Source organism: Enterobacter cloacae complex sp. HYC074_NIDB, assembly GCF_056673345.1.
Map to the genome: position 1 here is coordinate 3,826,151 of NZ_CP114214.1, position 12,619 is coordinate 3,838,769.

The 12,619-nt window shown below is 55.8% G+C and carries 11 protein-coding genes; 4 read left to right on the forward strand and 7 right to left on the reverse strand.

The window, feature by feature from the left end; all coding sequences use genetic code 11:
- Positions 1–2: 2 nt before the first annotated feature.
- Positions 3–533 carry an RNA pyrophosphohydrolase gene (gene rppH, locus O1724_RS18595; RefSeq protein ID WP_003862791.1) on the reverse strand — a complete coding sequence of 177 codons (531 nt, stop codon included), beginning with the start codon at positions 531–533 and terminating at the stop codon, positions 3–5.
- A gap of 683 nt (positions 534–1,216) precedes the next feature.
- Here rppH and mutH point away from each other — a divergent pair.
- From mutH to O1724_RS18610, 3 genes are all read left to right on the forward strand, one after another.
- A complete protein-coding gene (gene mutH, locus O1724_RS18600) occupies positions 1,217–1,909 on the forward strand; it encodes a DNA mismatch repair endonuclease MutH (RefSeq protein WP_003862792.1) in 693 nt (230 codons plus the stop codon).
- A 128-nt stretch (positions 1,910–2,037) separates the two neighbouring features.
- Positions 2,038–2,256: a YgdI/YgdR family lipoprotein gene (locus O1724_RS18605; RefSeq protein ID WP_003862794.1), complete on the forward strand. Its 219-nt coding sequence runs from the start codon at positions 2,038–2,040 to the stop codon at positions 2,254–2,256.
- A 132-nt stretch (positions 2,257–2,388) separates the two neighbouring features.
- Entirely contained in the window at positions 2,389–3,429 is a 1,041-nt protein-coding gene (locus O1724_RS18610; protein WP_003862795.1) for an NADP(H)-dependent aldo-keto reductase, read from the forward strand.
- A gap of 93 nt (positions 3,430–3,522) precedes the next feature.
- Here O1724_RS18610 and lplT read toward each other — a convergent pair whose 3' ends face one another.
- Together lplT and aas are read right to left on the reverse strand one after the other, a co-directional pair.
- Positions 3,523–4,716 (reverse strand): lysophospholipid transporter LplT, encoded by a 1,194-nt coding sequence (lplT, locus tag O1724_RS18615; protein ID WP_003862801.1) that lies wholly within the window; start codon positions 4,714–4,716, stop codon positions 3,523–3,525.
- Entirely contained in the window at positions 4,709–6,868 is a 2,160-nt protein-coding gene (gene aas, locus O1724_RS18620) for a bifunctional acyl-ACP--phospholipid O-acyltransferase/long-chain-fatty-acid--ACP ligase (RefSeq protein WP_023314771.1), read from the reverse strand. The genes lplT and aas overlap by 8 nt, the downstream gene beginning before the upstream one ends.
- A gap of 617 nt (positions 6,869–7,485) precedes the next feature.
- Here aas and galR point away from each other — a divergent pair.
- Positions 7,486–8,508 (forward strand): HTH-type transcriptional regulator GalR, encoded by a 1,023-nt coding sequence (gene galR, locus O1724_RS18625; RefSeq protein ID WP_003862806.1) that lies wholly within the window; start codon positions 7,486–7,488, stop codon positions 8,506–8,508.
- Here galR and O1724_RS18630 read toward each other — a convergent pair.
- The 4 genes from O1724_RS18630 to O1724_RS18645 all read right to left on the reverse strand — a co-directional run bounded on the left by O1724_RS18630 (position 8,463) and on the right by O1724_RS18645 (position 12,548).
- Positions 8,463–8,939 (reverse strand): GNAT family N-acetyltransferase, encoded by a 477-nt coding sequence (locus tag O1724_RS18630; protein WP_023306858.1) that lies wholly within the window; start codon positions 8,937–8,939, stop codon positions 8,463–8,465. The genes galR and O1724_RS18630 overlap by 46 nt on opposite strands.
- Positions 8,936–9,709, reverse strand: coding sequence for a GntR family transcriptional regulator (locus O1724_RS18635; RefSeq protein ID WP_003862809.1), 774 nt, complete (start codon positions 9,707–9,709; stop codon positions 8,936–8,938). The genes O1724_RS18630 and O1724_RS18635 overlap by 4 nt, the downstream gene beginning before the upstream one ends.
- Positions 9,710–9,787: 78 nt before the next feature.
- Positions 9,788–11,215: a glycoside hydrolase family 1 protein gene (locus O1724_RS18640; protein ID WP_126296843.1), complete on the reverse strand. Its 1,428-nt coding sequence runs from the start codon at positions 11,213–11,215 to the stop codon at positions 9,788–9,790.
- Positions 11,216–11,222: 7 nt separating this feature from the next.
- Positions 11,223–12,548, reverse strand: coding sequence for a PTS sugar transporter subunit IIC (locus tag O1724_RS18645; RefSeq protein WP_003862812.1), 1,326 nt, complete (start codon positions 12,546–12,548; stop codon positions 11,223–11,225).
- Positions 12,549–12,619: the final 71 nt, after the last annotated feature.

The following is a 12,619-nucleotide window of genomic DNA, read 5'->3' on the forward strand; positions in this document are numbered from 1 at the left end:
GCTTAACCTCTTTTACGTCGCCAGGCAGGTGCGCTCTGTGGCTTCGGAGGCGTCTCCTGAAGCTGCATCACGACACTTGCGAACTCTTTCATCACCCTACGATATACATCGCGCTTAAATGACACGACCTGACGAACCGGATACCAGTAGCTTACCCAGCGCCAGCCATCAAACTCTGGCGTGCTGCTGGTTTGCATATTGATATCTGAATCGTTGCCCACCAACTGCAAAAGAAACCACTTCTGTTTCTGGCCGATACAAACCGGCTTTGTGTCCCAACGCACCAAACGTTTCGGTAACTTGTAACGCAACCAGTTGCGGGTCGAAGCCAGAATACGAACATCTTTTCGGCTTAAACCAACCTCTTCAAACAGCTCCCGGTACATCGCTTGTTCTGGGGACTCTCCAGGATTGATCCCGCCTTGCGGGAACTGCCAGGAGTGCTGACCATATCGCCGGGCCCACATCACCTGGCCCTGACGATTACAAATTACTATTCCTACGTTTGGGCGGTAGCCATCGTCATCAATCACCGGACTACCCCAAACTAAATCTGATATATGAATGATTGTTTCACACTACAGGGAGGCGGTAAACCACTCTCTTACAGGCCTGCAACCTAATAACATTTGAATAACTCACAATTTAGTGAGGAGTTATAAACAGATGCGGGCGACAGAGACCATTTTTATTCACCTTTTCTGTGGATATAGTTGTGAAGAAGTGCAGAATTACCGATGAACAACCTTGTAACCCGACGAAACGCCAATTTACCCTGCCAATAATAAATCATTTAAATTCATAATATTAGATTGGAATTAAGGGTGCCAGAGGCGATTAACGTGACGATCGTCACATCAAAGTTCCTCCTGCTGATGAAAGATCGAACAGCGTCGGTTTTATCCACAGATTGTGCCAATAAGTTAGGCACAATTTGTGTGAAAATTCGATTTTCATCGCACGTCAAGGCTGTAAATTGAAACAGTAGTGGCAGTTATTCCCAGTTATCCCATTTTTCTGTGGATAACATGGTGTAAGATCCTGTTTATTGTCAGTGACCAGAATTGCACAACCTGTTTTTTAGCCGCGGCGCGACGGGCTATAGTCTAAAAAAGATGAAATAAATCATACGCATGGGATATTCACTCAGAAAAAGGTAAACTCTGTCCACAAGGGATAAAATATCAGCTCATTTTTTAATCAAAAGGTTGTTAGTATGCATTCTCTCGCCCCACTGCTCTCCCCTCCCGTCAGTGAAGCCCAGTTGCTCCAGCAGGCGCAACGTCTGGCAGGCTATTCACTGGGCGAGCTGGCCGTGATGGCGGGGTTGACGATACCCAACGATCTGAAGCGTGATAAAGGCTGGATCGGCGTGTTGCTGGAACGCTGGCTGGGCGCAAGCGCGGGCAGTAAACCCGAGCAAGATTTTGCGGCGCTGGGGGTGGAACTGAAGACGATCCCCATCGATAGCCAGGGGCGGCCGCTGGAAACCACCTTTGTCTGCGTTGCGCCGCTCACGGGTAACAGCGGAGTGACCTGGGAAACCAGCCACGTCAGGCATAAGCTGAAGCGGGTGTTGTGGGTACCCGTTGAGGGCGACAGGCAGATCCCGCTGGCAGAGCGTCGCGTTGGCGCCCCGCTGCTCTGGAGTCCGAATGATGAAGAGGAGAGACTGCTTTCCCAGGACTGGGAAGAGCTGATGGACATGATTGTGCTGGGACAGGTTGAGCGGATCACCGCCCGGCATGGCGAAGTGCTGCAACTTCGTCCTAAAGCCGCCAATAGCAAAGCGCTCACTGAAGCGGTAGGCGCACAGGGCGAACCGATCCTGACGCTGCCGCGCGGTTTCTATCTTAAAAAGAATTTCACCGGGGCACTGCTGGCACGCCACTTCCTATTGAAAACATAGTTTTTTACTAATTTTGCGCTCCGGCTAACATAATCTCCTCCTTTTTAAGATTTCCCCCCTTTCACCTGTCGTAATATCAGGTTATTACTACACTATGATTTGATACGAGCCAGGTGAGGATGAGAACGATGAAAAAATGGGCAGTAATTATCTCAGCAGTCGGTTTAGCGTTTGCGGTATCGGGTTGTAGCAGCGACTATGTCATGTCAACGAAAGATGGTCGTATGATCCTGACCGATGGCAAACCCGAAGTCGACGACGATACCGGTCTGGTGAGTTACCGCGATCGCGAAGGCAATCAAATGCAGATTAATCGCGACGAAGTCTCCCAGATCATCGAGCGCTAAACAGATAAAGGTCAGTAGCTTGCTGGCCTTTTTGATTTTTTCCTTCCCCTTTTGCCTTCCCTCTGCCATGTTTATATTCCTTTGTCGGGAGGTTCCTGACGCAGTCTGTATGTCTAAAAAAGGAAACCGGCTATGCATTATCATCGTATCCCCCACAGCGCTCTGGAGATCAGCCAACTGGGGTTGGGCACCATGACATTTGGTGAACAAAACAGCGAAGCCGATGCCCATGCACAACTCGATTACGCCGTCAGCCAGGGCATTAACCTGATTGACGTGGCGGAGATGTACCCCGTTCCTCCCCGCCCGGAAACACAAGGTCTTACTGAAACGTATGTCGGCAACTGGCTGGCGAAACGCGGCAATCGCGAAAAGCTGGTCATCGCCTCCAAAGTCAGCGGACCTTCCCGTAATAACGATGCCGGGATCCGCCCTAATCAGATCCTCGATCGCAAGAATATCCGTGCGGCGCTGGATGCAAGCCTCAAGCGCCTGCAAACCGACTATCTCGATCTTTATCAGGTGCACTGGCCGCAGCGTCCGACGAACTGCTTCGGTAAGCTTGGCTACACCTGGAACGAAAGTGCTCCGGCCGTTACCCTGCTGGAAACGCTGGAAGCGCTCACGGAGTGCCAGCGGGCGGGTAAGATCCGCTACATCGGCGTTTCCAACGAGACGGCGTTTGGCGTGATGCGCTATCTGCATCTGGCCGATAAACACGATCTGCCGCGCATCGTGACCATTCAGAACCCGTACAGCCTGCTGAACCGCAGTTATGAAGTGGGTCTGGCGGAGGTGACGCAGTACGAAGAGGTGGAGCTGCTCGCCTACTCCTGTCTGGGCTTCGGTACCCTGACGGGCAAATACCTGAACGGCGCGAAACCGGCTGGCGCGCGTAACACGCTTTTCAGCCGCTTCACCCGCTATAGCGGCGAGCAGACGCAAAAAGCCGTTGCGGCCTACGTGGATATCGCGAAACGCCACGGACTCGATCCGGCGCAGATGGCGCTGGCCTTCGTGCGTCGTCAGCCGTTTGTGGCGAGTACCCTGCTCGGCGCGACGACGATGGATCAGTTGAAAACCAATATTGAGAGTTTCAATCTGAACCTGAGTGAAGAGGTATTAGCGGAGATAGAAGCGGTGCATCAGGTTTATACCTACCCGGCACCGTAATAAAAGCAAAACGGCAACGCACGTTGCCGTTTTTAGGGTTTTCACCCTCTCTCTGTGGGAGAGGGCCGGGGTGAGGGCATCAGGCAGCACAATTCAACGACGACGCTGCCAGACCCACAGCCCGCTAATCGCCAGCGCGAACAGCGCGCCGAATCCTACCCCGATTGCCACGACCGGCGCACCTGCTTTTACCGCCAGCGAGTAAATCCCCAGCATCAGCAACATCGCCATGTTTTCACCAAGGTTTTGCACCGCAATGGCGTTACCCGCCCCAACGGTCTGCTTGCCGCGCTCCTGCAACAGCGCGTTTAGCGGCACCACAAAGAAACCGCCTAACATGCCGATCAGCAACAGCAGGGCATAGGCAGGCAATAGGGCATGTTGCAGGGAGAAGAACAGAACGCCGACGCCAATCAGGATCCCCGCAGGCATGCAGCGCGCGACGGTTTCCAGCGTCACCAGTTTTGCCGCAGCCCCGGCCCCGACCACAATCCCGACGGCGACCATGGCATTCAGGTAAGTCGGCGTGGCGTTGTCAGTAATGCCCAGCGCCACCGGCACCCATAGCACCAGCAGGAAACGCAGCGTAACGCCGGCCCCCCAGAACATGCTGGTGCCCATCAGCGAGAAGCGTGTTTCACCGTTACGCCACAGTACGCGGCAGGCGTTGAAGAAGCTGCCGGTCATGGGCCCGAAGCGCCAGGATTGCCCCGGACGCGCCACGGCCAGTTTGGGGATAAACAGGTTGGCGATCACCGCGCCACCGTACATCAGGGCGCAGATGCCAAGCGCGGCGAGCACATGCCAGTCTGCCAGTACGCCACCCGCCACCGAACCCAGCAGAATAGCCGCAATGGTGGAGGACTCCATCAGGCCGTTGGCCTTCACCAGCTTATCACCGGTGGTGAGCTCACCCAGAATGCCGTACTTCGCCGGGGAGTAGGCTGCCGCACCAATGCCCACCAGCGTGTAGCCGACGAAAGGATTGATACCAAAGCAGATACTTGCCGCGCCCAGAAGCTTAAGGCTGTTGGCAAACATCATGACCCGACCTTTCGGGAAGCTGTCCGCCACCTGGCCGACAAACGGCGCAAATACGATGTAAGCACCCACAAACACCATCTGTAGGATCGGCTGGCTCCAGTCGGGATAAAACTCAGCTTTCAGCAACGCCAGCGTGGCAAACAGCAACGCGTTATCGCCGAACGCGGAAAGAAACTGGGCGGCGATAACCGCCATCATGCCTTTCGACCAGATTGAAGTGTTAGTGTGCACTGACTCACGCATTTTGCTGTTCCGCCTCTTCAACCATGCCCTTCAGGGTCACGAAATCGGGTTTACCGCTGCCCAGCACCGGTAACTGTTTGAGGTAACGAATATCGCGGGGGACCGCCAGCTCGGGGATACCGTGTTCGCGTGCATACCTGAGCAGCGCGTCACGCTTCAGTTCACCGTCTGTCGTGAAGAGCACCAGCGCCTCGCCTTTACTGGCATCACTTTTCACCACGGTCGCATGCATTTTCTCTGCTGAGACTGCGGTCGCCAGCGTCTCGACCATTTCAAGAGAGACCATTTCCCCGGCGATTTTGGCGAAGCGTTTTGCGCGTCCCTGGATCTGCACGAAGCCCTGATCGTCGAAGCGCACGATATCGCCCGTGTCGTACCAGCCCGTTTCAACCTCGCCATTGACGTTCTCAGCCGTCGGCGCCTCAAGCACCCCCGGGTTTTCCACACGCAAATAGCCGTTCATGACGTTCGGCCCTTTCAGCTGAAGACGTCCGCCGTCTTCAATACCCGGCACCGCCAGCAGACGCGCGTCCAGCCCCGGCAGAATGCGGCCAACCGTTCCGGGTTTTGCCGCCATCGGAACGTTGATGGAGACCACCGGCGCGCACTCCGTCACGCCATAGCCTTCCAGAATGCGCAGGCCAAACTTGTCCTGCCAGATTTGGCGCGTGCTGTCCTGGAGTTTTTCCGCCCCCGCCACCACGTAGCGCACGCGGAAGAAATCATACGGGTTGGCGAAGCGCGCGTAGTTTCCGAGGAAGGTGGACGTCCCGAACAGCACCGTGCAGTTACGGTCATAAACCAGTTCCGGCACAATGCGGTAGTGCAGCGGGCTTGGGTAGAGGAACACCTCGGCACCGGTCAGCAGCGGCGTAAAGAGCCCCACGGTCAGACCAAATGAGTGGAACAGCGGCAGCGCCGACATAAAGCGATCGTTGGCGGTAAAGTCAGCAATGGTTTTAATCTGTTCGACGTTCGCCAGAATGCTTTTGTGACTGTGAACCACACCTTTCGGGTTGCCTTCAGAGCCGGAGGTAAAGAGGATAATGGCATCATCCTCCGGCTGCTGCTTAACCTGCGCCAGACGCGGCATCAGCAGGTGCGCGAAAATCCACAGCTTGTCGGCGGTCGTGACGTCTGCTTTCAGATCTTCCAGGAACACCCAGCGCACCTGCGTCAGCTGTTCCGGCAGGTGCCACAGCTTGCCTTTATCCAGGAACTGGCGGGAGGTAAAGACGGTGTTGATTTGCGCCGCGGTAATCGCGCTGGAGAGCCCTTTCACGCCCGCCGTGTAGTTCATCATCGCCGGAATGCGGCCCCGGGAGACGGCACCAAAGATCACCGCCGCGCTGATACCCGCGTTTGGCAGCATCAGGCCGATCTTTTCACCCTGTTTGCTGTATTTTTCCAGGATACGCCCGACAAACAGCGTTTTGGTCAACAGCTTACGGTAGGTATCCGGCGTAAAGTTGATGTCTTCAATGCAGTTTTTCTTCGCACCGTAGCGATACTGGGCCGACAGCAACGATTCATACAGCGTCTCGCGCGGGCGAACGGCCATGCGCGCTTCCATCATAATCTGGTGCAGCATTTCCCCGGCGATTTTACGGCGGTCGCGCGCACGCGGCGCCTCGGGCATCGGCAGTGACGTCGGCGGTAATATATGCAGCGTAATTTTCGGGAACAGACGCTGCTTCACCAGCCCTTTCAGACGACTGAAAAAGGTCAGCTCAGCCCCGTCGATGCGTAGCGGCACGACGGTGGCCTGAGACTTCGCCGCGACAAAACCGGCCCCATCGTAAATTTTCATCAGGGAGCCCGTCACTGAAATCCGCCCTTCCGGGAAGATAACCACCGGACGCCCCTGCCCAATCAGACGCACCAGATGTTTAATCATCATCGGTTTGGTTGGATCGAGCGGGACAAAATCAATCAGCGGTTTGAGCCAGCGCATGTACCATTTTTCACTGATGGAGCTGTACACCGCGAAGACGGGCCGCACGGGCAAAAACAGCGCCAGCAATACGCCATCAAGAAAAGAGACGTGATTCGGTGTGATAAGAACACGCTCGCCATAGAGTGCCTGCGTATCGCCAGTCACGCGGATGCGAAACAGGACACGAAACAGTGTGCGGAAGAACCCAAAAAGCATTTCAACTCCCTTTGCCAGCCAGTGTGAAAGGTATAAATGGTGGCAGATTACACGAGAAGTAGTGAGGGAGCGATAGCAAAAACAGAGGCGAAAAAAAACCTGCGCATCCGCGCAGGTTGGTGCAAGAGAAGAGTACGAAAACGTACCAGGAATTCTCACCAATCAATACCTCTGGGATCTTGATTGTGGCCTCCGGCGACAGGCTTCGCCAGCGGGAAAACGCAAGGGAATGAGCCGAAGTGCAACCAGGTGTGAATATTCTCTTTTGCTGTTACAGGTTGAACTTACAGGCAAAAAAAAACCTGCGTAAAACGCAGGTTGGTGTAAATCGTGTTAATCAACCGAAGTTGATTCCACCTATCAATACCTCTGGGATCTCGACTCTAGCAATTCATAACGCATCGTTGCTAACGGACAATCGCAACAGCCTGAGGCAAAGTGTAACTAAAGGTTCAGATTACCATTATTCAGACATGACTGGCCGTGTAACGATTACACCGCGAGGGATGTTCTGCTTCACGTTTGCAGAGGACGCTCACCCGCTCCCCTTGAATGCGCGCCGCTTTTCCGCAACACTAGTTAGTGTGTAAACGCTTACCCCTATAAGAAGGTATTGAATGGCGACAATTAAGGATGTGGCTCGTCTGGCCGGTGTTTCCGTCGCGACCGTCTCCCGCGTAATTAACAACTCCCCTAAAGCGAGTGATGCATCGCGACAGGCCGTGCAGGACGCCATGGAAAACCTGAATTATCACCCTAACGCCAACGCGCGCGCCCTTGCCCAGCAGTCGACAGAAACCATCGGGCTGGTGGTCGGGGATGTATCCGATCCGTTTTTCGGTGCGATGGTCAAAGCCGTAGAACAAGTCTCTTATCACACCGGAAATTTCCTGCTGATTGGTAATGGCTACCACAATGAACAGAAAGAGCGCCAGGCCATTGAGCAGCTGATCCGTCATCGCTGTGCGGCACTGGTGGTCCATGCCAAAATGATCCCCGACGCCGAGCTGATCCATCTGATGAAACAGATGCCGGGGATGGTGATTATCAACCGTATTATTCCCGGTTTTGAAACCCGCTGCGTGGCGCTCGACGACCGTTACGGCGCATGGCTCGCAACCCGTCACCTGATCCAGCAGGGCCATACCCGAATTGGTTATCTGTGCTCCAACCACCCAATTTCCGATGCGGAAGATCGCCTTCAGGGCTATTACGACGCGCTGCGCGAAGCCGGCCTGCCCTGCAACGATCGCCTTGTGGCGTACGGAGAACCGGATGAGAGTGGCGGCGAGCAGGCGATGACCGAGCTGCTGGGACGCGGGCGGAATTTCACCGCCGTGGCCAGCTATAACGACTCCATGGCCGCAGGCGCAATGGGCGTGTTAAACGATAACGGGATTGACGTGCCGGCAGAAATTTCGCTGATTGGCTTTGATGATGTGCTGGTGTCGCGCTACGTGCGCCCTCGCCTGACCACCGTGCGTTACCCGATTGTAACCATGGCAACGCAGGCGGCAGAACTGGCGTTAGCGCTGGCCGAGCATCGCCCGCCGCCGGAAATTACCCACCTGTTCAGCCCAACCTTAGTGCGCCGTCACTCGGTGGTATCGCCCGCGGAAGCCGTGAGCGAACAGCGATAGAGATGGACGGTTTTATCCGGGTATTCCAGCGCATCGCCGATGTAGTGCCAGCCGTAACGTTCGTAGAAGTCGCGGCAGGCAGACCAGAGATGAAGCTCGTGATACCCGGCGCGTCGCGCGTAGCCGATAACATGCTGCTGAAGTTTTCCCGCCAGCCCGTTTCCCCGGGCGGCTTCATCGACATACAGCGCAGCCAGCCAGGGGTGGAGATCCTGCCGGGAAATTAAATCGCAACGCCACAGCCCAACGGTGCCCAGCAGCTGGTCATCCTCAACGGCAATAAAGGTGAGCGGTAACTCGCCCGGCGTCAGGCTGTGCTCGACAATGCTCTGGAAAAAGGCACGCGGCATACCTTCACCAAACGCGTTCCAGATCCAGTCGATCACCTGCTGTGTAAACTGCGGCGCAGCGTGAAGCGGCAGTATATTCACACCAGCTTCCCCTGGAAAAGAGGGACCGATTCGAAGAGGTAGCCGTCGAAATCGGGTGCGTCTTCGTCTGACAGCTCAAGCAGGCTCTTTTTGACGTTTTCAAGATGCTGGAACATAGCCTGCCACGCCCCCATCACGTCGCGGCGGCGGAGCGCAGCGAGAATGGTTTGCCTGTCGCCGAGCCATTTCAGCCGCCATGCGCGGCTGGCGATGTGGCCGTTGAATTGCTGCCACAGTGGGCTGCTGTCCATGTGATGCCAGACGCTTTCAACGGTCGCCAGCAGCATCTGGTTTTGTGTGGCCCCCGCCAGTACAAGGTGGAACATTTTGTTGTTGTCCTGGCTGCGATCGTCGGCGGCAATCGCCCGTTGCTCCTGCTCGATGATGCGGCGCAGGTTGTCGATATCCGCCCGCGTCGCCATTTTTGCGGCAAAGGCGGCAATGTTGCTTTCAAGCAGCTGACGCGCCTGGAGAATTTCAAACGGCCCCACGTCACTGTTCAGAAAACGCTCTTCCTCGTTTTCATGCTCCTCCGGAATGCGCATCACGTACACGCCAGACCCCTGGCGAATATCCACCGTCCCCTGAAGCTCAAGCATCAGCAGCGCCTCGCGCACAATAGTGCGGCTCACGCCATACGTCTCGGCGATGTTGCGCTCCGGCGGCAGACGCGATCCCACGGGATAATGCCCCTGGATAATCTGCGCCCGTAAATCCTCGCCAATCTCCTGGTACTGTTTTTTTTCCGGCAGGATGACAGCCTTATCCACGTTTTCACCTGTGTTTTTCAGTTAATGCGCGGGCCGGACGTCCTCCCGGCCAGTTTGTGCACTATTTTACCAGAAGGCTTACTTCCATTCATCGTCAACACTGAGCGTCAGCACACGCTCATCGCGCAGCTGGCGGAACCAGGACGCCGATTTCTTTGCCCGCCGTGTGCGTTGATTTTCAAGGTCGATCTCAATCAGCCCGTAGCGGTTTTTAAACGCGTTCATCGGCGAGACATTGTCGGTGAAGGCCCACAGCATATAGCCGTGACAGTTTGCCCCCGCCTCCCGCGCCAGCAGCGTGTAGTAGAGATGTTCGCTGATAAACGCGATGCGGTACGCGTCATCGATAATGCCGTCGCGATTGCGAAACTGCGCTTCGTTCTCCACACCCATCCCGCTTTCCGCTACAAACCAGTCAATGTTGCGATAGTCGTTTTTAATCCGCATCGCCATGTCGTAAATAATGCGCGGGAAGATCTCCCAGCCGCGGGAGGTGTTCATCCTCCGCCCCGGCAGCTCGAACGGCTCGTAGTAATACGCCGGGTGGAACGGCGTCTCCGGGTGCCAGGCGCGGGACGGGGCTTTGACGCGATGCGGGTAATAGAGGTTAATGCCCAGCTCGTCGACTGTGTTGTCGGCAATCAGCGCCAGCTCGTCAGCCGTGTAGTCCCACTGCACCTGATGCTGCGCCAGCAGGGTAAAGAGCGCCTGCGGATAGCGCCCGTGCACCAGTGGGTCGAGAAAGACGCGGTTGTAGAACAGATCGTACATCTCTGCCGCTCGCACGTCATGCGGTGCGCGCGAGCGTGGATAGGTCACTTCCGGGTTAAGAATACAACCCACTGAGCCGTCATACCCTTTCTCGCGAAACAGCTTCACCACTTTCGCCGTCGCCAGCACTTTATGGTGGTTCCACTGCATCCAGGTGCTGGTGTTCTGCTCATAGGGCCAGCGCAGTGCGTCAAGGTAGACGCGCGTCTGGACCACAATCGGCTCGTTGAAGGTAAACCAGCGGGTGACTTTGCCGTGAAAGCGCTCAAACACTTTTTCCGCATAGCGAACGAACAGCTCGACGACGTGCTTCGACGCCCAGCCGCCATAGGTTTCCAGCAGCACGCCCGGCAATTCGTAGTGTTCCAGGCAGATCATCGGCTCAATGCCCTGACGGTGCATTTCATCGAACAGCGCGTCGTAATAGGCGGCGTACTCTTCATCTACCGTCGCATTTTCATAGTCGGTTAAAAAGCGCGACCAGTTGATCGAGGTGCGATAGTGCGTCAGGCCCGCCTGCTTCATCAGCGCCACATCTTCACGGAAGCGATTAATAAAGTCGGTTGCCACCGCCGGGCCATAGCCGTTGTGCCAGACGTGACGATCGTTCTTGAACCAGAGATCGATCCACGAATCCTGCCCTGGCTTTTTGCCGCTCCAGCCCTCGGTCTGCCAGGCCGATGCCGCCGCGCCCAGCATAAAATCCTGCGGTATAGTTATCTGTTTTATGCTCATCCGGTCCTCATGCGTTATCGGTGGCTTGTTGCAGCGCGGCCTGCTCTGCGCGGCGTGAGGCAATTTTCACAAACGGCAGATAGATAATCACCGCGGTCACGATGCAGATAAACTGGGTGATCACCGCCCCCATGGAGCCCGCGGTTGACAGCCAGGCGTTGATCAGCGGCGGCGTGGTCCAGGGCACCATCACCACGGCTTTCCCGGCAAATCCGGTCACGGTGGCAAAGTAGCCAATCGAGCCCGTCACCAGCGGCGTGATGATGAACGGGATAGCCAGGATCGGGTTGAGCATGATTGGCATCCCGAAGATCACCGGCTCGTTGATATTAAAAATACCCGGGCCGATGGAGAGCTTAGCGATCTCCTTCATCTCTTTACGTTTGGTGGCAATCATGACGGCGATCAGCAGGCCGATGGTCAGGCCGGAGCCGCCGATGCTCATATAGACGTCCCAGAACGGCATGGTGATGATGTTTGGCACCTCTTTGCCCTGCTCGAACGCGCTCATGTTAACGGTGATTGCCCCCAGCAACAGCGGCTCGCGGATCGGCTTGATCATCTGGTTGCCGTGAATACCAATCACCCAGAACAGCTGGGCGACAAACATCAGCAGCAGGATCCCCGGCAGGCTTTGCACCACGCGCTCCAGCGGCTGTTGCACCACCTGGTAAACCGCGTCGTAGAGATACATGCCGGTAATCTGATGAAACACGAAGCCAAAGGTGGCGATGGCGGTGGTGGTGATAATGGCCGGGATCAGCGCAGAGAACGACGCGGCGACGTTCGGCGGCACCGTGTCCGGCATCCTGATTTTCAGCCCCTTGCGGTTTTCCAGCCAGCAGTAAATCTCCACTGACAGGATGGCGATAAACATGCCGAGGAACAGGCTGCGGGTATCGGAGAACTGGCGCAGCAGCACGTCTTTCACCACGTGCATCTCGCCGTCCACCAGCATTTCCACCGTGGTTGGCGTCACGCAGATAAAGCAGATCACCGCCAGCAGGCCGGGGAACAGGGACTTAATGCCGTTAATACGCCCCAGCTCAATGCCGATTAAAAACACCGCACCGATGTTGAGAAAGTTAAGCGTGGCATAGTTGAGCGCGCTGGTGATCGGCTTTAACGCCGCCAGAAACGACAGCGACTGAAAGCTCGCCAGGCCGTTTTTCGGATCCAGCACCATATTGGAGATCAGTACCGAGAACGCCCCCACAATGATGACCGGCATTAAGGTAATAAACGCAGACTTGATCGCCTGGATATAGCGATAGCTGTTGAAGGTGGTGGCAAAACTGCCCAGAGCGTCGATCAGTTTTTCCTGAAATGCCATAGGGTAATACCTCAGTAAAAGGGCTTTTATTGAATAAGATGGACAGCCGGATACTATTGGTATGCCAAAAA

Coding starts and splice junctions, on each gene's coding strand:
- mutH (WP_003862792.1), top strand. CDS start 1,217: ATGCATTCTCTCGCCCCACTGCTCTCCCCTCCCGTCAGTGAAGCCCAG.
- O1724_RS18605 (WP_003862794.1), top strand. CDS start 2,038: ATGAAAAAATGGGCAGTAATTATCTCAGCAGTCGGTTTAGCGTTTGCG.
- O1724_RS18610 (WP_003862795.1), top strand. CDS start 2,389: ATGCATTATCATCGTATCCCCCACAGCGCTCTGGAGATCAGCCAACTG.
- lplT (WP_003862801.1), bottom strand. CDS start 4,716: ATGCGTGAGTCAGTGCACACTAACACTTCAATCTGGTCGAAAGGCATG.
- aas (WP_023314771.1), bottom strand. CDS start 6,868: ATGCTTTTTGGGTTCTTCCGCACACTGTTTCGTGTCCTGTTTCGCATC.
- galR (WP_003862806.1), top strand. CDS start 7,486: ATGGCGACAATTAAGGATGTGGCTCGTCTGGCCGGTGTTTCCGTCGCG.
- O1724_RS18640 (WP_126296843.1), bottom strand. CDS start 11,215: ATGAGCATAAAACAGATAACTATACCGCAGGATTTTATGCTGGGCGCG.
- O1724_RS18645 (WP_003862812.1), bottom strand. CDS start 12,548: ATGGCATTTCAGGAAAAACTGATCGACGCTCTGGGCAGTTTTGCCACC.